The 21,538-nt window shown below is 71.7% G+C and carries 18 protein-coding genes and 2 pseudogenes; 10 read left to right on the top strand and 10 right to left on the bottom strand.

The genetic code is table 11. The features are described from left to right. Positions 1-65: 65 nt before the first annotated feature. Positions 66-512: an Lrp/AsnC family transcriptional regulator gene (locus J7I98_RS07475; RefSeq protein ID WP_214919795.1), complete on the top strand. Its 447-nt coding sequence runs from the start codon at positions 66-68 to the stop codon at positions 510-512. Here J7I98_RS07475 and J7I98_RS07480 read toward each other — a convergent pair. The 3 genes from J7I98_RS07480 to J7I98_RS07490 form a co-directional block, all read right to left on the bottom strand. Beyond that, positions 502-3,807: an AAA family ATPase gene (locus tag J7I98_RS07480; RefSeq protein ID WP_214919796.1), complete on the bottom strand. Its 3,306-nt coding sequence runs from the start codon at positions 3,805-3,807 to the stop codon at positions 502-504. The genes J7I98_RS07475 and J7I98_RS07480 overlap by 11 nt on opposite strands. Further along, positions 3,804-4,970: an exonuclease SbcCD subunit D gene (locus J7I98_RS07485; RefSeq protein WP_214919797.1), complete on the bottom strand. Its 1,167-nt coding sequence runs from the start codon at positions 4,968-4,970 to the stop codon at positions 3,804-3,806. Before J7I98_RS07485 ends, J7I98_RS07480 begins: the two co-directional genes overlap by 4 nt. A 125-nt stretch (positions 4,971-5,095) precedes the next feature. After that, positions 5,096-7,672, bottom strand: a complete 2,577-nt coding sequence (locus J7I98_RS07490) for an AMP-binding protein (RefSeq protein WP_214919798.1) — start codon at positions 7,670-7,672, stop codon at positions 5,096-5,098. Between the two features lie 270 nt (positions 7,673-7,942). On the opposite strand from J7I98_RS07490, the gene J7I98_RS07495 reads away from it, so the two are divergent. From J7I98_RS07495 to J7I98_RS07505, 3 genes are read left to right on the top strand one after another with little or no spacing between them, the layout of a single operon-like run. Then, the gene (locus tag J7I98_RS07495; RefSeq protein ID WP_214919799.1) at positions 7,943-8,962 is read left to right on the top strand and encodes an iron ABC transporter substrate-binding protein; all 1,020 of its coding nucleotides are present in this window, start codon (positions 7,943-7,945) and stop codon (positions 8,960-8,962) included. A gap of 6 nt (positions 8,963-8,968) precedes the next feature. After that, a complete protein-coding gene (locus J7I98_RS07500) occupies positions 8,969-10,609 on the top strand; it encodes an iron ABC transporter permease (RefSeq protein ID WP_214919800.1) in 1,641 nt (546 codons plus the stop codon). Beyond that, a complete protein-coding gene (locus J7I98_RS07505) occupies positions 10,606-11,652 on the top strand; it encodes an ABC transporter ATP-binding protein (RefSeq protein ID WP_214919801.1) in 1,047 nt (348 codons plus the stop codon). Before J7I98_RS07500 ends, J7I98_RS07505 begins: the two co-directional genes overlap by 4 nt. A 40-nt stretch (positions 11,653-11,692) precedes the next feature. Here J7I98_RS07505 and J7I98_RS07510 read toward each other — a convergent pair whose 3' ends face one another. Further along, a complete protein-coding gene (locus tag J7I98_RS07510) occupies positions 11,693-12,319 on the bottom strand; it encodes a YigZ family protein (protein ID WP_214919802.1) in 627 nt (208 codons plus the stop codon). Positions 12,320-12,430: 111 nt separating this feature from the next. After that, complete coding sequence (locus J7I98_RS07515; protein WP_214919803.1) at positions 12,431-12,982, bottom strand: DoxX family protein; 552 nt, start codon at positions 12,980-12,982, stop codon at positions 12,431-12,433. A 188-nt stretch (positions 12,983-13,170) separates the two neighbouring features. Here J7I98_RS07515 and J7I98_RS07520 point away from each other — a divergent pair. The 4 genes and pseudogenes from J7I98_RS07520 to J7I98_RS07535 all read left to right on the top strand — a co-directional run. Continuing rightward, positions 13,171-13,463 (top strand): annotated as a pseudogene (locus tag J7I98_RS07520) (substrate-binding domain-containing protein); the annotation flags it as partial. Positions 13,464-13,505: 42 nt separating this feature from the next. After that, positions 13,506-14,411, top strand: coding sequence for a ribokinase (locus J7I98_RS07525; protein ID WP_214919804.1), 906 nt, complete (start codon positions 13,506-13,508; stop codon positions 14,409-14,411). Beyond that, a pseudogene (gene rbsD / locus J7I98_RS07530) lies at positions 14,408-14,795 on the top strand (D-ribose pyranase). The gene J7I98_RS07525 and the pseudogene rbsD overlap by 4 nt, the downstream one beginning before the upstream one ends. A gap of 209 nt (positions 14,796-15,004) precedes the next feature. After that, complete coding sequence (locus J7I98_RS07535; protein WP_214919805.1) at positions 15,005-15,412, top strand: CoA-binding protein; 408 nt, start codon at positions 15,005-15,007, stop codon at positions 15,410-15,412. A 39-nt stretch (positions 15,413-15,451) separates the two neighbouring features. Here the strand turns inward: J7I98_RS07535 and J7I98_RS07540 are convergent, their stop codons facing one another. Further along, positions 15,452-16,006, bottom strand: coding sequence for a YbaK/EbsC family protein (locus J7I98_RS07540; protein WP_214919806.1), 555 nt, complete (start codon positions 16,004-16,006; stop codon positions 15,452-15,454). A gap of 43 nt (positions 16,007-16,049) precedes the next feature. Further along, positions 16,050-16,622, bottom strand: a complete 573-nt coding sequence (locus J7I98_RS07545) for a helix-turn-helix domain-containing protein (protein WP_214919807.1) — start codon at positions 16,620-16,622, stop codon at positions 16,050-16,052. Positions 16,623-16,716: 94 nt separating this feature from the next. On the opposite strand from J7I98_RS07545, the gene J7I98_RS07550 reads away from it, so the two are divergent. Then, entirely contained in the window at positions 16,717-17,583 is an 867-nt protein-coding gene (locus J7I98_RS07550; protein ID WP_214919808.1) for a DMT family transporter, read from the top strand. 10 nt (positions 17,584-17,593) lie between these two features. Here the strand turns inward: J7I98_RS07550 and J7I98_RS07555 are convergent, their stop codons facing one another. Next, positions 17,594-18,355, bottom strand: coding sequence for an acyltransferase (locus J7I98_RS07555; RefSeq protein ID WP_214919809.1), 762 nt, complete (start codon positions 18,353-18,355; stop codon positions 17,594-17,596). Between the two features lie 110 nt (positions 18,356-18,465). On the opposite strand from J7I98_RS07555, the gene J7I98_RS07560 reads away from it, so the two are divergent. After that, complete coding sequence (locus J7I98_RS07560) at positions 18,466-18,996, top strand: gamma carbonic anhydrase family protein (protein WP_214919810.1); 531 nt, start codon at positions 18,466-18,468, stop codon at positions 18,994-18,996. A gap of 28 nt (positions 18,997-19,024) precedes the next feature. Here the strand turns inward: J7I98_RS07560 and J7I98_RS07565 are convergent, their stop codons facing one another. Both J7I98_RS07565 and J7I98_RS07570 read right to left on the bottom strand, forming a co-directional pair. Next, positions 19,025-19,741 carry a DedA family protein gene (locus J7I98_RS07565; RefSeq protein WP_214919811.1) on the bottom strand — a complete coding sequence of 239 codons (717 nt, stop codon included), beginning with the start codon at positions 19,739-19,741 and terminating at the stop codon, positions 19,025-19,027. An 80-nt stretch (positions 19,742-19,821) separates the two neighbouring features. Further along, on the bottom strand, positions 19,822-21,435 hold the full coding sequence (locus J7I98_RS07570) for a carboxylesterase/lipase family protein (protein ID WP_251020276.1): 1,614 nt from the start codon (positions 21,433-21,435) through the stop codon (positions 19,822-19,824). Positions 21,436-21,538 lie beyond the last annotated feature (103 nt).

A 21,538-nucleotide genomic window follows, 5' to 3' on the forward strand; every position in this document is an offset into this window, starting at 1 on the left:
TTCCTGAAGTGAGATTCCCCGGCTCTTCTCTTGATCTGCCGCTGGTTTCCCTGTTGTCTCTCCGCATGACCGGATATTCACCGGACGCCACCGACTGGCGCATTCTGGAAGCCCTGCAAAGCGAAGGCCGGGCCAGTTTCACCGAGCTGGCACGCACCGTCTCCATGTCCGCGAGCGCCGTGACGGAGCGGGTACGGCGGCTCGAAGAGGCCGGGGTGATCTCGGGCTACACGGCCGTCGTCGAGCAGGACCGGCTCGGCATGCCCATCCTGGCGTTCGTACGGCTGCGCTATCCGCACGGCAACTACAAGCCCTTCCACGACCTGCTGGACGTGACGCCCGAGGTGCTCGAGGCGCATCACGTCACCGGCGACGACTGCTTCGTACTGAAGGTCGCGGCCCGCTCGATGAAGCACCTCGAAGAGATCTCGGGCCGGATCGGCTCGCTGGGCTCGGTCACCACGAGCGTCGTCTACTCCTCCCCGCTGCCGCGCCGGGCGCTCAGCCGCTGATTCCCGTCATGTGGTGCCGCACCACGGAGCCGTGCCGGTCCTTCACCACCTCCAGTTGTGTGGTGACGCGGCGGCGCAGGTCGGCGACATGGCTCACGATGCCCACACTGCGGTCCCGCTCGCGCAGCGAGTCCAGTACGTCGAGGACCTCGTCCAGGGTCTGGTCGTCGAGGCTGCCGAAGCCCTCGTCGATGAAGAGCGTGTCGAGCTGTACGCCGCCGGCCTCGTCGGTGACGACGTCGGCGAGGCCCAGCGCGAGCGCCAGGGAGGCGAAGAACGTCTCGCCGCCGGAGAGTGTCGCCGTGTCGCGTTCGCTGCCCGTCCAGGCGTCCACGACGTGCAGACCGAGCCCTGAGCGGCCGCGTCCGCCGGACCTGGCGTCGGAGTGGACGAGGGTGTAGCGGCCCGACGACATGCGCTGGAGGCGTGCGGTGGCCGCGGCCGCGACCTGTTCGAGGCGGGCCGCCAGGACGTACGACTCCAGGCGCATTTTGCGTTCGTTGTCGGCGGAGGTGCCTGCGGTGAGCGAGGCGAGGCGCGCAACCCGCTCGTACTGCTCGCGCAGCGGGCCGAGGCGTCGCATTTCCTCGGCGGCCTGCTGCGACAGCCCGTCGAGCGCGGCGCAGCGCTCGCGGGCGGCGTCGAGGGCGGAAGCGGCATCGAGCAGTCCGCGCTCCGCGGCGTCGAAGGCGGCCTGGGCCTGCTGCGGCGCGGCGTCGGGCCGTGCGGCAGCGGCAGCGGTGTCCGGCTCGGCCAACCGGTCTGCGACGGCGGCCTGTTCACGCTGCCAAGCGTCGAGTTCGTGCTGGAGGTCGCGTTGCTCCGCGTCGCCGAGCAACGCCTCGGCCGCGGCGCTCGGCGTGTCGAACCCGGCCTTGAACGCGGCGTCGGCGAGCCGGTCGTCGGCCTCCTTGAGGCGCCGCGCGGTGGTTTCGAGCGCCCGTACGGCTTCGGCGGCCTCGCCCAGGAACCGCACCCTGCGCTCCAGCAGCGCGGCATGCTCGGCGACGCTCCCGGCGTCACCACGGGCCCGGGCCAACTCCGCTTCCAGCGACGCCTGTTCCCGGTCGAGGGCTTCGCGCTGCGAGGTCCTGGCGGCGACGCGCCGATCCGCCTGCTGCTGGGCATCGACGCGCCCGGCGTGCTCACGCTCGGCACGGCGCAACGCCTCGCGGGCGTCGTGCATGCCCCCGGCCACGGCATGCGCCTCGGCGTGTTCGCGCCGCAAGTCGTCGACGAGGGCGGCCAGTTCACTGACGGCGACGTCGCAAGACCGGTCGGCGGAGACGCCCCCGGCCAAGGCGCCGGAACCGCCGTCCGCCTCGGCGCCCCCACCAGCACCCCCACTCACACCGCGGATACCCGCCCGCTCCGGCCCAGAGCTCGCGTCACCCTCACCCAGGCCGTCGACCCCAGCGGCGCCAACCGCTTCCCCGGCCAAAACCCCTGTGCCCACCGACGCCGGGCCAGAGCTCGCGCTGCCCGCCCCGCCAGTGCCGCCCGGCTCAGCGGTCCAGTCCGCTGCTTCCCAAGGTGCCGTCGTAGCGCCGACGCCCCCGCCCACCTCGGCTCGCGCCGACGCGTAGGCCTCTCGCACCGTCGCCAGCGCGCGCTCCGCCTCGCCGCGCGCCCTCTCCGCGGTCGTGTGCGCTGTGTACGCCGCGTCTTCCGCCGCGCGGTCCACCTGGTCGTCCGCGGGCCGTGCCGGCTCCGGGTGTTCGGCGGAGCCGCAGACCGCGCACGGCTTCCCCTCGCTCAGTCCGGCCGCCAGCTCGGCCGCGATCCCCCGCAGCCTGCGCTCCTTGAGGTCGAGCCACGTCTCGTGTGCGTCGGCGGCCCGCTCGCGGGACGTGCGCAGCCGGTCCTCGGCGGCGGTGACCTGCTCGGCGAGTGCGTCGCGGCGGCGGGCGGCGTCCAGTCTGCGGCGGGCCGGTTCGAGCCGGCCCGCCAAATGCTCCGTGCGCGTCACCGCCTCCTGGGCGGCTTCGATGCGCTCCTGGCAGCGGCGGCGGGTCGCGTCCCAGCCGGCGAGCCAGTCGGCGGCGTCCCGGAGCAGTTCGTCGTCGGCGCGGGCCTGCCGCTCCAGCACGGTGCGCTCCCAGCCGATCTCCTCGCTCCGCTGCTCGGCCCTGCGGGCGGCTTCGAGCCCGCCGAGGTCCTGGCGGATCTTGCGCTCCAGCGCGGCGATCTGCTCGGCCCCGGCGTCGGCGAGATCCGGCGGCAGTACGGCACGCGAGCGCTCCCGGGCCGTGCTCGCCGCGCGGTGCTCCCGCTCGGCGTCGTCGCGCAGCAACAGCGCGGGGGCGACACGGTCGGCGCGGCGGGCGCGGTCCTGCCGCTGGCGCAGCCGCTCGTACTCGGGGCGCCGGGCTTCGAGCACGTCGGCGCGTTGGCGCGCATCGGCGTACCGCTGCTGAAGGGCGGCCAGTTCGCGCTCGTCCTCCAGCGTGCGGCGGGCGGCGGCCTGCCTGCTTCCGGCGGCGGTCACGGCCAGCTCCGCGATGTCGAGGCGCTCGCGCGCACCGCTGCGCGCGACCGCGGCCCACTCCCGTACGGCTTCGGCAAGTCCCGGCTCGCCCGGCTGTGCGCCGGGCAGCGGCCAGTCGCGGGCGTCGGCGCTGTCGCCCGCCGCCTGCGCCATCCGCTGCGCGACGGCGAGGAGGCGCTCGTCGCCGCTGCGCACCTGCTGCTCGGCGGAGCGGCGCAGCTCGGCCAGACGGTCCTCGACTGCGGCGAAGCGGCGGGTGTCGAAGAGGCGGCCGAGGAGCTTGCCGCGCGCTTCGGCGTCGGCGCGCAGGAAGCGGGCGAAGTCTCCCTGGGGAAGGAGCACCACCTGGCAGAACTGCTCCCGGCTCATGCCGACGAGCTGGGTGATCTCCTCGCCGATCTCCTGGTGGGAGCGGCTCAGCGCCTTCCACCCCGTGTCGGGGTCGTACTCGCGGAGCCGGCTCTGTGCCTTCTCCGTGGTGAAGCCGGTGCCCTTCTTCTTCGGGCGCGGCTGTGCGGGCCGCCGGGTGATCTCCAGCCGCCGCCCGCCGACGGTCAGTTCGAGGCGGACCTCGGTCGGCAGGTCCTGCGGGGCGTGGTCGCTGCGCAGCGAGGCGCCGGGACTCTGGCGGGCGCCCGGCACCGCGCCGTACAGCGCGTAACAGACGGCGTCGAGTACGGAGGTCTTCCCGGCGCCGGTTGGTCCGTGCAGCAGGAAGAGCCCGGCGGCGCTGAGCGCGTCGAAGTCGACGTCCTGGGTGGCACCGAAGGGCCCGAAGGCCGTGATCTGCAGGGCGTGCAGTCTCATCGGGCGACCTCGCGCACGACGTCGTCCACGCGTACGTCGTCGAACGCGCCCGAGAGCACGGTGCGTTCGAGGTCGTCGGGACCGCTGCCGCCGCGCACATGCGCCACGAAGTCCTCCGCGATCTGCTGGTCGTCGCGGCCCCTGAGCCGCTGCGCGTACGAGGCGAGGGGGTCCTCGGCGGTTCGCTCGGGGTCGAAGACGAGGCTGATGGTGTGCGGGAAGCGTGCGCAGAGGCGTGCCATGGGTTCGGCCGGGCGTACGGGATCGGTCAGCGTCGCCTCGGTCCACGCGTCCTCGTGGCGCTCCAGTGCCGGGTCGGCGAGGAGGTCCTCCAGGCGGCCCCGGATCCGGGCGACCGTCCTGGGCACCGGGCAGTCGATGCGCTCAGCCGCGATCTCCCCGCCGGGCCCGAGGTCGACCAGCCACATGGTCTTGCGGTGATCGGCCTCCGAGAAGGAGTACGCGAGCGGGGAGCCCGAGTAGCGCACGCGCTCGGTGATGGCCTGGGAGCCGTGCAGGTGCCCGAGGGCCACGTAGTCGACGCCGTCGAAGACTCCGGCGGGGACGGCGGCCACGCCGCCGATCGTGATGTCGCGCTCGCTGTCGCTCGGTTTGCCGCCCGCGACGAAGGCGTGTGCGAGGACGACGGACCGGGTGCCTTCGGGGCGTGCGGCGAGGTCGGCGCGTACGCGCTGCATGGCCGCCCCGATGACGGCCTCGTGTCCTGCCTTCGCGGCCTTGAACTCCTCGCGGACCAGGGCCGGTTCGAGATACGGCAGTCCGTAGAAGGCGACTTCGCCGTGTGCGTCGGAGAGCACGACGGGCGTGGCGCAGGCGGCCGGGTCGGTACGGAGGTGGATTCCGGCCCGGTCGATGAGTCCGGCGCCGACGCCGAGCCTGCGGGCCGAGTCGTGATTTCCGGAGATCATGACGGTCGGTACGCCCTCGGCCGCGAGGCGGTGCAGGGCCAGGTCGAAGAGCTCGACGGCGGCGAGCGGCGGCACCGCCCGGTCGTACACGTCACCTGCCACCAGCACGGCGTCCACGTCGTGCTCGCGCACCGTCGCCACCAGGTGGTCGAGGAACGCGGCCTGGGCTTCGAGAAGGTTCACCCGGTGGAAAGACCGCCCGAGGTGCCAGTCGGAGGTGTGCAGAATTCTCAAGAGACGACTCCGACCTGCATGTTTCCCTTCCAGCGCCCTCAGAATCAGCACGGCCACGGCCGGGCCCGCCCTGGGACCCGGTTAGCGGCACCCAGTCACGCTAGCGCCCGCATCCACCACTGACCTCAGTTTTCCACCCTCGTCCGACGCCAGGTGACCGTCCGCCGTCCGCGCAGGGACGGCCGCCACCGCATCACGCGGGTCGCCAGTGCGGCGTATGCGATGCCCACGGCGAGTGAGGCCGCCAGCGCCAGCACCGCGAACTGGTCCTCCAGGCGGGGGAAGACCTGCCAGTGCGTCACATAGATGTAGAGCGAGCTGGCCGCGAGTACGCCCGCCACGCGGTTGACGGAGGCAAGACTCGGCAGCTTCGGCACCCACACCAGCAGCGCGAAACCGGCCATGATGACCGCCTCGCGGGCGGGCTGCCCGAAGAACCCCGGAACGGTGACCAGGGCCACAGCGGTCACCAGCAGCCGCTGCCGCACGGTGGTCGCCTTCGCGGCGGCCCAGCCCATCGCGAACAACCAGAAGATGCCGGCCACAAGCGGGACGTGCCCCCGGGCGTCGAGGCCGAAGACGTCGTAGCGCCCGATGAGCCCGAGAGCTGTCAGGACGGCCGGGAAGGCGAAGGGGAAGCGTCGCTCGGTGCGGTCCACGCGGGGTACGGCGAGCACGGCGGCCACAACGACCAGCATGTAGACGAGGGCCTCGATGAACCAGAAGCCGTCGTTCGGTCCGATGAGGCTGGTGAGCAGCAGGACCGTGGTGAGCCCGTAGTCGTCGGTGACGAGCGTGATCAGGGCGAGCCAGGCCATGCTCGGCACGGCGATCCGGGCGATGCTCCGGCCGAGGTTTCGCAGGCGTTCGCGGCGGTCGGCCGAAGTGAGGTGGAAGCGCGCGAAGTTGTAACCGGCGACTCCCAGCAGTACGTGGGCGCCGCCCTTGACCGTGAAGAGGTGGATGTGCGAGCCGACGATCAGCACGATGGCGACGGCGCGCAGGGCGACCCCGGTCTCCAGGGTGCGGGTGCGGCGGCGCCGGGTGTTCGGCCGGTCCTCGGCCTGCTGCCCCGGCGGCTTCCCGAGTTCGCGGATCGGGAGAGTGTGCCAGTCGTCGGGCAGCCGGCCGAGTGCCTCTTCGAGGCGCAGTGACATCTCGACGTACGACAGGGAGTCGCCGCCCAGGGCTACGAAGCTGCTGTCCGCGGTGACGTGGTCCCGGTCGAGGATCTGCGCGTACAGCCGGCACAGGTCGGCCTGTGCGGACGTTGCCGCGGCAGCCGGGGTTTCGGGGTCGGGCCGGGTCAGTTCGCGTACGGCCCGGTAGTCGGGCTTTCCGGTGGTGAGCCTGGGCAGTTCGGGGAGGACACGGACGTGCACGGCGCGGGGCGGCAGGCCGCACTCGCCGGTGACCATGCGCCGTACGAGAGCGGCGTCGGTGGTGTCCGGATCGCCCGCGACGGCCACCATCAGGGCGTCGTCGTCACCGGTGCAGCAGGAGGTGATGCCGCGCCTGCCGAGCATCGCCTCCACCTGCTGCGGGTCGATCCGCAGGCCGAGGATCTTGGCGAACCGGCTGCGCCGCCCGATCACTTCGTACAGCCCGTCGGGGGTCCGGCGGGCGATGTCCCCGGTGTGCAGCTCGTCGACGGTGCGGCCCAGCCGGAGGTCTTCCGGGCTCTCGGCATAGCCCAGCATGACGTTGGGTCCCGCGTACACCAGCTCCCCGGTGTCCTCTCCGGGCCAGTCCGGGTGCGGCTGGAGCCGGAAGGAACCGCCGGGGATGGCGATACCGGCGGCCTCGGGTCGGGTTGCCGCGAGATCCGGTGGCAGGTAGGCCATGCGGGCGGTCGCCTCGGTCTGGCCGTACATGACGAACAGGTCCCAGCCGGCGGCCCGGCCGAGGGCCGCGTACCGGGCGACCCGGTCGGGCGCCAGCCTGCCGCCCGCCTGGGTGACGTAGCGCAGATGGGGGAGCTCCATGGTGGCGAAGCCGACCCGGTCGAGCAGGTCGAAGGTGTACGGGACTCCGGCGATGGCCGAACCGTGGCCGGTCCTGAACAGCTCCCAGAAGCAGGAGTCGGCGACCGACAGGTCGGTGAGGATCACGCCGGCGCCGCGCAGGAGGTGGCTGTGGACGACGGAGAGTCCGTAGCAGTAGTGCAGGGGCAGGGTCGTCGCCGCGCGGTCGGTGTCCCTGATGCCGAGGTATTCGGCTATGGATTCGGCGTTGGCCTGCAGGTTTTCGTGCGAGAGCCGGACGAGTTTGGGTGAGCCCGTCGAGCCGGAGGTGCTCAGCAGCAGTGCGAGGTCCGGGTGCAGGGAGTGCGCGGAGACCGTGCGTCGTTCGTCGAGCACCCACGCGCCGCCGTCCGGGCGTGCCACGACGTCCGGGTCGTACTCGTCGATCAGCGAACGCACGGCTTCGGCGTGGTCCCCGGGCACCAGGAGGACGGGGTGTCCGGCGGCCAGCGCGGCGAGGTGGACCACGAGGGCGTCGGTCGTGTTGGCGCCGACGAGCAGGATGAGGCGCCGTTCCCGGCCGAGGCGGTGCGCGGTCTGCTCCACCCGTGCGGCGAGTTCGCGGTAGGTCACCGGGCCGTCGGCGGTGATGACCGCGGTGCGGTCGCCGTGAGCCGCGAGGCCTGCGGCGAAGGGGACGGTCTTGGCGCCTTTGAGCAGGCCGGGAGCGGGTATCACGACTGCATCTTAGGAAAGCCTTACCTTGATGGATAGTCACAGGGGCGTCACAGCCGACCCATTGAAGATCCACAGAATCGTCACCAGTAGGGTCGGCTCCGCCGCCCGGTCCACGCTGCCGAAATGTTGTGTGCGTCACTCTTGACGTTTAGGTTAGCTTTACCTTATTCATAGGGCGTTCAAAGGTTCCTCCGCGGCACCGCTACGCCGCTCGCTCCCTGACGACGCGACGCGCGGCGGCGGAAGTGAGCCATGCAGGAAGGCATCCACATGCGACGCCCCTTGTCCCGACGTCTGACCGCGCTCGTCTCGGCAGCCCTGCTCCTGCCCGCTCTCGCGAGCTGCGGCAACGACGAGGAGGACGCCGGGCTCGTCATCTACTCCGGCCGCAACGAGAACCTGGTCGAACCGCTGCTGGACGAGCTGGAGAAGGCTGTCGGCACCGACATCGCCGTCCGCTACGGCGACAGCGCCGAACTGGCCGCCCAGATCCTGGAAGAGGGCGACAAGACCAACGCCGGGCTGTTCTTCTCGCAGGACGCCGGAGCCCTCGGGGCCCTCTCCACGCAGGGCCGCCTGAAGAAGCTGCCCGAGTCGTCGCTGGACAAGGTCGACAAGGCGTTTCGCGGCAGCGAGGGCGACTGGGTGGGAACCTCCGGCCGCGTGCGCGTCCTCGCGTACAACCCAGGCAAGGTCACCAAGGTGCCGGACAGCGTGCACGAGCTGACCAAGCCGGAGTGGAAGGGCAAGGTCGGTTACGTCCCGACCAACGCCTCCTTCCAGGCGTTCGTCACCGGTATGCGCGTCCTCGAGGGCGACGAGGCCACCCGCAGCTGGCTGAAGGGGCTCAAGGCCAACGACCCGAAGGTCTACGAGAACAACCTCAAGGTGCTGGAGGGCGTCGGCAAGGGCGAGGTCTCCCTCGGCCTGGTCAACCACTACTACTGGTACGAGCAGGTCGCCGAGAAGGGCGAGGACGAAGTCGGCGCGAAGATCCACTTCTTGCCGGGCGGCGACCCCGGTGCGCTCGTCAACGCGGCGGGAGTCGGCATCCTCAAGGGCAGCGACCAGGCCCCTGTGGCGCAGAAGGCCGTCGACTTCCTGCTCTCGAAGAAGGCACAGACCTACTTCGCCGACGACACCAAGGAGTACCCGCTGGCCGCCGGTGTCACCAGCAAGGTCAAGGACCTGCCGCCGATGGAGTCCCTCGACGCCCCCAAGATCGACCTCGGCAAGCTGGAATCGCTTCAGGAGACCCTGAAGATGCTGCAGGACGTCGGGATGGTCTGAGCCGTCATGCCTGCGAAGGAACCCGTCGTACGAACGGGTCCCGCCACCGGGCCGGCCGGTCCTCCGGGGCCGGCCGACCCTCCCGGCCCGGCCGGCCCTCCCGCGTCGGCCGGTCTGCCGCGTGCCGCGAAGGGCGCCGGGACCACCAGGCCGCCGGGCGCCCTCGTGGTCCCGGCCGCCGTCGCCGCGGCATTCGCGCTGCTGCCGCTCGGCTACCTCGCGGTCCGCTCGCTGGAGCGCGGCCCCGGATTCGCCTGGGAGGTCGTCGCCAACGAGCGCACCGCGCTGCTGCTGGGCCGCAGCCTGGGACTCGCCGCCGTCGTCGTAACGGCCTGTCTGGTGCTGGGAGTTTCGCTGGCCTGGCTGACGGTACGGACCGCCCTTCCCGGCGCCAGGGCCTGGTCGGTCCTGGTGACCCTGCCGCTGGCCGTGCCCAGCTATGTCGCGGCCTTCGCCTGGCTGTCCGCGTTCCCCGAACTCGCGGGCTTCACAGGCGCCGCACTCGCGCTGACCCTGGTGAGCTTCCCGTACGTCTACCTGCCGGTGACCGCCGCACTGCGCGGCACCGACCCGGCGCAGGAGGAAGTGGCCCGCTCGCTCGGCCTCGGGCCGCTGCGGACGTTCCTGCGCGTCACACTCCCGCAGGTCCGCCCCGCGGCCGCCGGGGGTGCGGTGCTCGTCGCGCTGTACGTGTTCTCCGACTTCGGCGCGGTGTCCCTGATGCGCTACGACACCTTCACCCGGGGCATCTACACGTCCTACCGGGCCAGTTTCGACCGCACCCCGGCCGCCGCACTGAGCATCGTCCTGGTGGTGATGACCGTGGCCCTGGTCGCCGCAGAGGCACGTACGCGCGGCCGCGCCGGGCACGCCAGGACCGGCACCGGCACTGCGCGCCCCGCCGCCACGGCGCCGCTGGGGCTGTGGCGGGCACCGGCGCTGGCCTGGTGCGCGGCGGTCACGGCGGTCGCCGTTGTCACTCCGCTGGCCACCCTCGGGTACTGGCTGGCCGTCGGCAACTCCGCTACGTGGGACCCCGCGCGGCTCCTCGACATCGCCGGTACGACGCTCGCAGTCGCCGCCGCGGGCGCCGCGCTCACCACTGCGCTCGCCCTGCCCGTCGGCGTGATCGCCGCCCGCCACCGGGGCCGGCTCGCGCATCTGCTGGAGCAGTCCGCCTACGCGGGCCACGCCCTGCCGGGCATCACCGTCGCCCTCGCGCTGGTCTTCTTCGCGGTCCGCTACGCCAACCCGCTGTACCAGGAACTGCCGTTGCTGGTCTGCGCGTACGCCGTGCTCTTCCTGCCCGTCGCGGTGGCGGCCACCCGCGCCGCGGTCCTCCAGGCCCCGCCCGTACTGGAGGACGTCGCCCGCTCCCTGGGCCGCACCCCGCTGCGGGTCCTGCGTGACGTCACCGTGCCACTCGCCGCGCCTGGCGTCGCGGCGGGGGCCGCTCTGACCTTCGTGGTGTGCATGAAGGAACTGCCCGCCACTCTCCTGCTGCGCCCCACCGGCATGGACACCCTGGCCACCCGTCTGTGGACCGAGACCGGCACCGGATCGTTCGCGGCCGCCGCCCCCTATGCCGCGACCCTGATCCTGCTGGCCGCCGTCCCCTCCTACCTCCTCGGGAGGCACCGCACATGACCGATCTGCAGATCGCCGGAGTGTCCAAGGCGTACGGCCGAGGCCGCCCGGACGAGGCACCCGTACTCGACGGGCTCGATCTCACCGTCCCCAGCGGTGCGTTCGCGGCCGTGCTGGGACCGTCCGGCTGCGGAAAGACCACGCTGCTGCGCATCATCGCGGGCTTCCTGCGCGCCGACGCGGGCACCGTCACGGTCGGCGGACGCACCCTCGCCGCGCCCGGTACGCATCTGCCGCCGGAGAGCCGCCGCGTCGGGATCGTCCCGCAAGAGGGCGCGCTCTTCCCGCACTTGAGCGTGGCCCGCAATACCGCCTTCGGCCTGTCGGGGCTCGACCGCGCCGCACGCCGCAGGCGTACCGAGGAGATGCTGGAACTGGTCGGCCTCGGCGGCTACGGAGACCGCATGCCGCACGAGCTGTCCGGCGGCCAGCAGCAGCGCATCGCACTCGCCCGGGCCCTGGCACCGGAACCCGCGGTGGTCCTGCTCGACGAGCCGTTCAACGCCCTCGACAGCGCCCTGCGCGCCGGGGTACGGGCGGATGTCCGCGCCGCCCTGCGCGCCACCGGCGCCACCGCCCTGCTGGTCACCCACGACCAGCAGGAGGCCCTCTCGACGGCCGACCTCGTCGCAGTCGTACGGGACGGCAAAGTCGCCCAGTGCGACACTCCCCAGGAGGTCTACCGGCACCCCGCCGACCCGTGGGTGGCCCGCTTCGTCGGCGACGTCGTACTTCTGCCCGGCAGCGCCGACGACGGCACGGCCACCACAGCGCTGGGCCGGCTACCCCTCGGCCCTGCGGCCCGGGACGCCGGTGACGGAACCGTTCTACTGCGGCCCGAGCAGCTGCAACTCACCGATGCGGCAACGGCAGTTCAGGGCACGGTGACCGAGGTGAGCTTCTACGGTCACGACGCCATGGTCACTGTCGACGTCGACGGTCTTGCGACGCCGGTGGAAATCCGGGTCGCCGGATTCACCGGCGTACGGCCCGGCCAGCGAACCGGCATCCGCGTGACGGGCGAGGCGACCCTGCATTCCTGAGCCGGCATTCCTGAGTGGCGGCCCAGCGTTCCGGAGCGCCTCAGGCGTCGCCGTACGCCTCTCCGCCCACCTCGAACCCCGCCGTGCCCGCCGTCGCGTCGGCGAGCCAGGCCCGGAAGGGTTCGACGTCCGCCTCCGGCAGACCGACCTCGATCGTGACCGCCTCGGCGTACCGCACATCGCGCACCGCCCGCCCGGTCGCCCGCAGGTCGTTCTCCAGCTTTCCGGCCCGCTGGTGGTCGACGGTGACCGTGGCGAGCCGGAAGCGCTGCCTCGTGATCGTGCCGATCTCGTCCAGGGCTTCGCCGACCACGCCGCCGTACGCCCTGATCAGACCGCCCGCGCCGAGCTTCACACCGCCGTAGTAGCGGGTGACGACGGCGACGGTGTACCGCACCTCGCGGCGCATCAGCATCTGGAGCATCGGTACACCGGCCGTGCCGCCCGGCTCGCCGTCGTCACTCGCCTTCTGTACGGAGGCGTCCGCGCCGATGACGTACGCGAAGCAGTTGTGCGAGGCCGTCGGGTGTTCCTTGCGGATGCGCGCGATGAAGTCCTGCGCCTCACGTTCGGTGGCGGCGGGCGCGAGCGCGCAGAGGAACCGCGACCTGTTGATCTCGGCTTCGTGCACGCCCGCGTGGGCGACGGTCCGGTACTGCTCCTGCATTCGGCCCACCCTATGCGGCGGCCGGAGGGGACGCGTCGGGCGCCTAGTGGGTGTCCGGTCGATCTCCGTGGGACGCCGCGGAGATCGACCGGACACCCCCAAGGGGGCCGGCTACTTCTTGAGCAGCAGGGCGGCGGCCGCGAGCACCAGGCCGAGCGCCACGGCGGCGACTCCGTACGCGAGACGGTGGGTGCGCAGGCCGGGCAGGAAGCGGTCGACGGCGTACCGGCCGGGGCCGGTGAGCGCGAGGGCGGCCGATGCGGCCGTGAGGAGCAGTACGTACTCGACGCCCTTGGGGGCGAAGAAACCGCCGCTCCAGTGCATGGCGAGGGCGTTGACCATGGTGCCGACGATGGCCGCGCCCGCCAGCGGGGTGAGCAGGCCAATGACGAGCCCGAGGCCGCCGAGAGTCTCGGTGAGGCCTGCGACGGCGGCCATCACCTCGCCCGCCGGGTAGCCGCTCGCGGTGAAGAACATCCCTGTGCCTTCGATACCGCCGCCGCCGAACCAGCCGAAGAGCTTCTGCGAACCGTGTGCGGCCATGGTCAGGCCGAGCGCGATACGGAGTACGAGCAGACCGGCGTCATAGCCGTGAAGTGAGGGGGTGGGGCGGTCGGTTCCGGCGGTTACGGGGGCGCCGAGGGTACTGGTGGGGGGAGTCATCTGGTGGGCTCTCTCCTGTGTCGGATGCTTGTTCAGCATTACTTGAAACTTCAAGTCACCAGACGATACACAGCCGTACAACCTTGAACAACTGCGCCTCGATGGGCGCACAGACGGAGGCCGAGGCCGCAGGCATCGATCTCACCGTCACCTATGCGCAGAACGATGCGTCCCAGCAGGCCAACCCGTACCCGGGGATCAAGGTCGTCGCCACGCAGCCCGCCGGCTTCGACCGCGCGGCCAAGGCGCTCGGCGGCAAGGCGGGCAAGTCCGTGGCCGTGGTCGGCTTCGACGGAACTCCGACGGCCTCAAGGGGGTTGAGACGGGCACGCTCTACGCTTCCGTGGCCCAGCAGCCCAAGGAGCTCGGCAGGACAGCCGTCCGGAACGCGGTGAAGGCCGCGCAGGGCAAGAAGGTCGAGAGCATGGTGAAGGTGCCGGTCAAGGTCGTGACCAAGAAGAATGTCTCCGGCTTCTCCTGACTTCACCTGACTTCTTCTGCGTACCGAAAGTAGGAAACAGGGATGCACAGCTACGACCTGCTGGTCGTCGGGTCGGCCAATGCCGACCTCGTGATCGGCGTCGAGCGACGCCCCGCGCCCGGCGAGACCGTGCTCGGCTCCGACCTGACCGTCCACCCCGGCGGCAAAGGAGCCAACCAGGCGGCCGCCGCCGCGCGTCTTGGCGCCAGTACGGCCCTGCTCGCCCGGGTCGGCGACGACGCCCACGGGCAGCTGCTCCTGGAGGCGCAGCGCGCGGCCGGGGTGGACACGGGCGGCGTACTCGTCGGCGGGGCGCCGACCGGGGTCGCGCTGATCACCGTGGACCCGTCGGGCGACAACAGCATCGTGGTCTCCCCCGGCGCCAATGCCCGGCTGACCCCCGACGACATCCGTGCGGCCGGGAGCCTGCTCGCGCTGGCCCGGGTCGTCTCGGCGCAGCTGGAGGTCCCCCTGGACACGGTCGCGGAGGTGGTACGCACGCTGCCGGCCGGCACCCGCTTCGTACTGAACCCCTCGCCGCCGGCGCCGCTGCCGTCGGGAGTGCTCGCGGCCTGCGATCCGTTGGTCCTGAACGAGCACGAGGCGCGGTTCATCCTCGGGGATTCGGCCGGGGAGGCTCCGGAGGACTGGGCGCGGGGACTGCTCGCCCTCGGTCCGCGATCGGTGGTGGTGACGCTGGGTGCGGCGGGCGCGCTGGTCGCCGACGGCCGTACGGACGCGCTCGTGCGGGTACCGAGCCCGAAGGTCGAAGCCGTGGACACGACCGGGGCCGGTGACGCGTTCACCGCCGCCTTGGCCTGGCGGCTCGGCCTGGGCGAGGACCTCGCGGCGGCGGCCGCGTTCGCCGTGCGGGTGGGAGCAGCCGCCGTCACCAGGGCGGGTGCGCAGGAGTCCTTCCCCACGGCGGAGGAGGTCTCCGCCCCGTGAAGAAGGCCGGCATCCTGAACCGCCATCTGTCCGGTGCGCTGGCGGAGTTGGGCCACGGGGACGGGGTCCTGGTCTGCGATGCGGGCATGCCGATTCCGGCGGGCCCGGGTCGTCGATCTGGCCTTCCGGGCCGGTGTCCCGTCGTTCGCCGAGGTCTTCGACGGGCTGCTGGCGGAGCTGGTCGTGGAGGGCCTGACGGTTGCACGCGAGGCGCGGGAGGCGAACCCGGCGGTGGCATGGCTGCTGGGCGGCCGCTTCGCGGATCTTGAACTGGTGTCGCGCGAGGAGCTCAAGGTGCGGTGCGGTGGGGCGCGGTTGGCGGTGCGGACGGGGGAGGCGCAGCCGAACGCCAATGTACTGCTGCGGTGCGGGGTCTTTTTCTAGGGCGGGGGACTCCTCCTCGGTCTGGGGCGGAGCCTCCACGCGGCGGCAGCCGCAAAGTGTCACAGCCGGGAAGGGGCGGGGAGGGGAAGGGAGGGGAAGCGCCGCAGGCAACCCGCACCGCACAGTGCCCCACCCGCGCCCTCTCCCCCACGGGAATCCGCCGCGCAGGCCATGCGTTGTAAAACCCAACGACACGCTGGAGGCCGTACATGCATGGCGACCCCGCCACCATCCGCAAGATCCTCACCGAGCTCGGCGACACGTGGGCCGTCGTCGGCCTCTCCTCCAACCAGAGCCGCGCAGCGTACGGCGTAGCAGACGTACTGCAGCGTTACGGCAAGCGGATCGTCCCCGTGCATCCCAGCGCCGAGACGGTGCACGGCGAGCAGGGCTATCCGTCGCTCGACGCCATCCCGTTCGACGTCGACGTCGTGGACGTCTTCGTGAACAGCCGCCTCGCGGGCCCCGTCGCCGACGAGGCCGCCGCGATCGGCGCCAAGGCCATCTGGTTCCAGCTGGGCGTGATCGACGACAAGGCGTACGACCGCACCCGCGCGGCCGGCCTCGACATGGTCATGGACCGCTGCCCCGCAATCGAGATCCCCCGGCTGCACTGACGGACGTCAAATGCACGTCAGATGCACGTGAGAAACGCGTCAGACGCCCAGCCCGTCGATCACCACCGCACCCGGCAGCCCCCCGAACACCTTGCCCGGCACGATGAGCTTGCCCCGGCGGCGGCCGCTGCCGACCAGTACCCATTCGACGTCGACGACGGCGGAGTCCACCAGCAGCGGCCAGCCGGCCGGCAGACCGATCGGCGTGATGCCGCCGTACTCCATGCCTGTCTCGCCGACAGCCGTGTCCATCGGCGCGAACGACGCCTTGCGCGCGCCGAGTTGCTTGCGGACCGCGCCGTTGACGTCGACGCGCGTACGGGAAAGGACCAGGCAGGCGGCCAGGGAGCTCTCGCCTCCCCTCTTGCCCGCGACGACCACACAGTTCGCCGACGCGTCGAGGAGCTCGGGGCCGTAATGCTCGACGAAGGCCGCTGTGTCGGCGATCTCGGGGTCGGTGTCGACGTAGATCAGCTGCTCGGCGGGTACGTCGTGGCTCCATCCGCGCACGGCGTCCGCGACAGGCGCGGTCAGCAGGTCGAGGCAGTCGGGGGCGGGCCTGGCATCGTCGAAGTTTCCGAGTGGAGCGCGCATGCTCGCACGTTAACAGTCGCCCCCGCAGGCCGGTTTGGCCGTCTCAGCGCACTGGCGGGATGGACACCGCCATCGTCATCTCGACCGTCTCCGACCCGTCGTTGCGGTACGCGTGCGGGACGTTCGCCTCGAATGTCGCCGAGCTCCCCGCCGGCACGGAGTGCGGCTCGCCGTCGACCACGAGGGTGAGCTCGCCCGCGGTGACATGGAGCAGCTCGGTCGTGCCGTCCGGGTGCGCGTCGGAGGAGCTCACGTCGCCCGGCATCAGCCGCCAGGCCCACAGTTCGAGCGGGCCGCCCGTCTCCGTGCCGACCAGCAGCGTGGTGTAGCTGCCGGCCTCGGTGGACCACATGCGGACCGCCTGCTCCGGCGGTACGAGCCTGACCTGCTTGCCCTGCTCGTAGTCGAGGAGCGTGGTGATGCTGACGCCCAGCGCGTCGGCGAGCTTCACCGTGGTGCCGACGCTCGGGTTCGTACGCGCCTGCTCGATCTGGATGATCATGCCGCGGCTGACGCCCGCGCGGGCGGCCAGAGCGTCCAGCGTGAATCCCCGCTCGCCCCGCCAGCGCTTGAGGTTGCGGGCGAGCGACTGCGTGAGCTGGTCGAGGTCCGACACATTCCGTCCAATATTTTGAATGGTAGAGTGCAATGCAGTGCACTACGGTCTGGTGTACCAAACCGTTCACCACACTGTACTGCGAGGCACCGTCATGACCGCACTCTTCGCCCTGGCCACCAGCCTGCTCTGGGGGCTGGCCGACTTCGGCGGCGGGTTGCTCACACGACGTACGCCCGCCCTCACCGTCGTCGTCGTGTCGCAGGCGATCGCGGTCGTGGTGCTCGGCGCGATCGTCGTCGCGACCGGCGGCTGGAGCGAGGCGGGGCCGGAGCTGTGGTTCGCGGTGGCGGCCGGCGCGGTCGGGCCCGTCGCGATGCTCAGCTTCTACAAGGCCCTGGCCCTCGGCCCGATGGGCGTGGTCTCCCCGCTCGGTTCGCTGGGTGTCGCCGTGCCGGTCACGGTCGGCCTGGTCCTCGGCGAGCGCCCGGGGCTGCTTCAGTTCGCCGGGATCGCGGTCGCCGTGGCCGGAGTGGTGATGGCCAGTGGCCCTCAGCTGCGCGGGGCGCCGGTGCAGCGGCAGGCGATCGTCCTCACGCTGATCGCCGCGGTCGGCTTCGGTGCGGTGCTGGCCCTGATCTCGGAAGCCTCCACGACCCTCACGGGGCTCTTCCTCGCGCTCTTCGTCCAGCGCGTCACCAATGTGATCGTCGGGGGCGGGGCGCTGTACGTATCGGTGAAGCGCGGCGCGAAGGCCCTGCCGGAGGACGGCGGGATGCGCGTGATCTGGGCTGCGCTGCCCGCCCTGGCGTTCGTCGGCCTCGCCGACGTCGCGGCGAACGGCACGTACTCCATCGCCGCCCAGAACGGCCCGGTGACCGTAGCGGCCGTACTGGCCAACCTCTACCCGGTGATCACGGCCTTGGCGGCCCTGATCATCCTCAAGGAGCGGCTGCGCGGCGTACAGGCGGCGGGCGCGGGCCTCGCCCTGGTCGGTACGGCGCTGCTCGCGGCGGGCTGACGGCGGCCGCTCACTCCGCGGCTTCGGTCTCCAGCTCGGCCAGGTACCGCAGCTGCTCCGGAGTGACACCCTCCGGAATCGGTACGGGCGCGGGCGTCCGCAGCGGCGGCTGCCAGCCCTCCACCGCGTCCCAGCTCCGTACGACCCGGGCGGGCGCCCCAGCCACCACCGCGTGGTCGGGCACTTCGCCCCGTACGACCGCGCCTGCCGCGACGACGACGTTACGGCCGAGACGGGCGCCCGGGAGAATCACGGCGCCCGTGCCGATCCAGCATCCCGGGCCGATCTCCACCGGCTCCATGCGCGGCCACTGCTTGCCGACGGGGATGCCGGGATCGTCGTAACTGTGGTTCGTGGACGTCACGTAGACGTACGGGCCGAAGTAGCAGTCGTCCGCGATGGTCACCGTCGTGTCGGCGATGACATGGCTGCCGCGGCCGAGGACCACACCGTTGCCGAGCCGCAGAATGGGGTCCGGTCCGAGGTCGAGGCCGGGCATCATCCCGGCGGTCAGAGTGACTTGTTCGCCGATGATGCAGTGGTCGCCGAGGTGGATCCACGGCTCGCCGAAGACGGTCCCCTGCGGGAAGGCGAGCTTCGTCCCGGCGCCGATCGATCCGAAGCGCAGGCGGCCCGGGCGCTCGGCGCTCACCGCCCCGGCCTGCTGGACCCAGCGCCACCCGCCCTGCACGGCGCGGGTCACCAGGCGGCGCCGCCAGGCGGTCAGCACAGTCGGCAATGAGAACGTGTTTCTGTTCTTCGGCACTCGCATACGGTAGTCGGCCCCGCCCGAGGTGATCAGGGCAGCCTGCTGTGATGTTCACCCCACCCGTCGCTTACGGTTCCCCTTGCGCGACAGTCCGAGGCACTGAGGAGCACGTGATGGCAGAGCAGGCGTTGATCACCGGCGTGGGCGGCAAGGACCCGAAGATCGACCCGGCGGCATTCGCCGCGCCGACCTCCGTCGTGATCGGGGATGTCACGCTGAGCGCCGGCGCCAGCGTCTGGTACCACACCGTGCTGCGCGCCGACTGCGGGCCGATCGTCCTCGGCGCCGACAGCAATATCCAGGACAACTGCACGGTCCACGTCGACCCCGGCTTCCCCGTCACCGTCGGCGACCGCGTCTCCGTGGGCCACAATGCCGTACTGCACGGCTGCACCGTCGAGGACGACGTGCTGGTCGGCATGGGCGCCACGGTCCTCAACGGGGCGCACATCGGCGCCGGTTCGCTGATCGCGGCACAGGCGCTCGTACCCCAGGGCATGCGAGTGCCCCCGGGCTCACTGGTCGCCGGCGTACCCGCCAAGGTGAAGCGGGAGCTGACCGACGAGGAGCGCGAGGGCATCAAGCTGAACGCCGCGATGTACCTGGAGCTGGCCAAGGGCCACCGCGAGGCACACGCGGAGTAGGGCGCCGGACACACCCTGGGGCCGTCCGTCAGTCGGCTGTCGCCGGGATCTTCTCCGAGACGGCGGCCGCCGTCTGGTCCCCGGCCTCTGCCTCAGCGCCGGCGCCCGCCCGGGCTTCCGCCGCCCGCGCCTCCGACTGCTCCGCAGCCTTCTTCGCACGGTTCTTGAGGACCAGCATCGACGTGAGGCCGATCAGCACCGCGAGCACCAGACCCAGCCACGAGAAGCGCTTGAGCCACGCCTCGGCGACGATGCCCACCGAGTAGATGACAGCGGTGGTGCCGCCCGCCCACAGGATGCCGCCGAAGACATTGGCGATGAGGAACTTCCAGTACGGCATGCGCAGTACGCCCGCGAGCGGACCCGCGAAGATCCGCAGCAGCGCCACGAAGCGGCCGAAGAAGACCGCCCACATGCCCCACTTCTCGAAGGACCGCTCCGCCATCGCGATATTGGCTTCGCTGAAGTGCTTGGGGAACTTGCGGCCGAGCTTCGCCAGCAGCGGCCTGCCGCCCTTGCGCCCGATCGCGTAGCCGATCGAGTCACCGATGATGGCGCCCGCCGACGCGCATGCGCCCAGGACGTACGGGTCGATGTCGCCGTGCTGGGAGGCGAGGAGCGCCGAGCTGACGAGGACGATCTCGCCCGGCAGCGGAATACCCAGACTCTCCAGCCCGATGACGACCCCCACCAGGAGGTAAATGCTGACGGCCGGGATGGTCTCGAGCCACTCCGTGATGTGCAACGCCGGTTCCTGTCGTCGAGAAGATGCGGCTGCCCTGCCCGCCGTGCGCCCCCGTGGCACACGGCGGGCAGCCTACCTGGTCACGCCGTGGCGGCGGCGTCCCAGAGGTCACACTGGTGCTCGCGCCCCAGCGTCGTACTGATGGTGTTGCCGCCCGCCGACGCGGTTTTCAGGGAGAGCACGTGCCCCGCCTCGCGCCGCTGGTCCGGCATGTCCGGGCCGCCCGCCGCGCGCGGCACGCCGTCGTGGATGAAGGAGCCCCAGTACTGCGTCATCTGCCGCGCGAGCACCCGCTGCTCCGCGTCCAGCGGGCTGTCGAGGCCGAAGTGCCGGAAGAGGTACTGGACCTCATTGACGTGCGTGGCCCCGAAGTCGAAGTCGGTGTCCAGGTCGCGCAGCGAGGGGAAGGGCGGCGACGTACGGTCGGCGAATTCGTACGCGTACACCGGCCCGCGCCGGGCGAGAGCCCCGTCCATGCGCAGGGCGGGGCAGGCGAAGAGCCGGTCGCCCATCGCCGCGCCGTACGCGAGGGTCGGGGACGCGTGGTCGCGCAGCGGATAGCGGGCCAGGACCTTGGCGCCCAGTTCGGGCCCGTACGCCCTGGTGAGCGCGGCGGGGTACTGGGCGGCCGTCAGTGGCTCGCCGCGTCCGTCGAACTGGCCGAAGGCGAACATCCTCCCTTCGTCGCTGTTGGCGCCGTTCAGTACGGGCACGCGCGCGGAGCGGCCCGTCGCGTACGCCGTGGCGGGCTGGACCGGCAGGAAGGAGCCCCCGGCCACGGGCGCCCAGTCGAATCCGGCCTGTGCCTCGAGGACCTCCCTCGCGGGCTTGCGCCGCAGGCAGTCGGCGGCCGTACGGGTGTCCGTGCAGCCGAGACGGGCCGCGAAGTCCGCCCCCTGCCGCGTCGCCTGCTCGCGCGTCCTGGCGGCGCAGTCTCCGTACGCGCCGCTCTGGATGATCGCTGCGCCGAAGAGGCCGCGGGCGGGCGGCGAGGCGAGCTGGGTGCAGACGGAGCGGCCGCCCGCCGACTCGCCCGCGATCGTGACGCGCGCCGGGTCGCCGCCGAACCGGCCCGCATTGGCCCGTACCCAGCGCAGCGCGGCCTGCTGGTCGAGCATGCCGTAGTTCCCGGACACGCCGTCCTTCGCCTCGTCGTCGAGACCGGCTGTCGCGAGGAACCCCATCGCGCCGAGGCGGTAGTTGACGGTGACGACGACGGTATCGGTCGCGTTGGCGAAGAAGTCGGGGACGATGTCCTCGCCGGCGCCCGCCACGAGTCCGCCGCCGTGCAGCCACACCATGACCGGCAGCCCCCTCCGCTGCCGGTCGGGGGTGTAGACATTCAGGTCGAGGCAGCCCTCGGTGTGGCTGGGCTGCTCGTACCCGGGGTCCCAACCGGCCGTCTGTACGCAGCGGTTCCCGAACGCGGTGGCGTCCCTGACTCCCTGCCAGGCCGAGGCCTGGCGGGGCGCCTTCCAGCGCAGATCGCCGACCGGCGGCTCGGCGTACGGAATGCCGAGGAACTGACGGCCGTCGCCGGTGGCCTTCCCGCGCACCCAGCCCGTGTCCGTCCGTACGAGAGTGTTGTGCGTGTTGTCCGCCGCCTGCGCGGGAACGGGCGCCAGGACTGCCGCGCCGCAGGTCGCCCAGGCGGTGAATAACAGCGCGGCGTGGCGCATCCGGCGTTTGCTCATCGTGTGTCTCCCTTGCCGTTGCTGAGGAGATGGCTGGCTGCATGAGCTGATTACACGTGCCAATGAAGTGCCCGACGAAGCTAGGACCAGCCCTTCGAAGAGT

Source organism: Streptomyces sp. ISL-98, from assembly GCF_018614055.1.
Taxonomy (GTDB): Bacteria; Actinomycetota; Actinomycetes; order Streptomycetales; family Streptomycetaceae; genus Streptomyces; species Streptomyces spiramyceticus.

Coding starts and splice junctions, on each gene's coding strand:
- J7I98_RS07475 (WP_214919795.1), top strand. CDS start 66: ATGACCGGATATTCACCGGACGCCACCGACTGGCGCATTCTGGAAGCC.
- J7I98_RS07480 (WP_214919796.1), bottom strand. CDS start 3,807: ATGAGACTGCACGCCCTGCAGATCACGGCCTTCGGGCCCTTCGGTGCC.
- J7I98_RS07495 (WP_214919799.1), top strand. CDS start 7,943: ATGCGACGCCCCTTGTCCCGACGTCTGACCGCGCTCGTCTCGGCAGCC.
- J7I98_RS07500 (WP_214919800.1), top strand. CDS start 8,969: ATGCCTGCGAAGGAACCCGTCGTACGAACGGGTCCCGCCACCGGGCCG.
- J7I98_RS07505 (WP_214919801.1), top strand. CDS start 10,606: ATGACCGATCTGCAGATCGCCGGAGTGTCCAAGGCGTACGGCCGAGGC.
- J7I98_RS07510 (WP_214919802.1), bottom strand. CDS start 12,319: ATGCAGGAGCAGTACCGGACCGTCGCCCACGCGGGCGTGCACGAAGCC.
- J7I98_RS07515 (WP_214919803.1), bottom strand. CDS start 12,982: ATGACTCCCCCCACCAGTACCCTCGGCGCCCCCGTAACCGCCGGAACC.
- J7I98_RS07525 (WP_214919804.1), top strand. CDS start 13,506: ATGCACAGCTACGACCTGCTGGTCGTCGGGTCGGCCAATGCCGACCTC.
- J7I98_RS07535 (WP_214919805.1), top strand. CDS start 15,005: ATGCATGGCGACCCCGCCACCATCCGCAAGATCCTCACCGAGCTCGGC.
- J7I98_RS07540 (WP_214919806.1), bottom strand. CDS start 16,006: ATGCGCGCTCCACTCGGAAACTTCGACGATGCCAGGCCCGCCCCCGAC.
- J7I98_RS07550 (WP_214919808.1), top strand. CDS start 16,717: ATGACCGCACTCTTCGCCCTGGCCACCAGCCTGCTCTGGGGGCTGGCC.
- J7I98_RS07555 (WP_214919809.1), bottom strand. CDS start 18,355: ATGCGAGTGCCGAAGAACAGAAACACGTTCTCATTGCCGACTGTGCTG.
- J7I98_RS07560 (WP_214919810.1), top strand. CDS start 18,466: ATGGCAGAGCAGGCGTTGATCACCGGCGTGGGCGGCAAGGACCCGAAG.
- J7I98_RS07570 (WP_251020276.1), bottom strand. CDS start 21,435: ATGAGCAAACGCCGGATGCGCCACGCCGCGCTGTTATTCACCGCCTGG.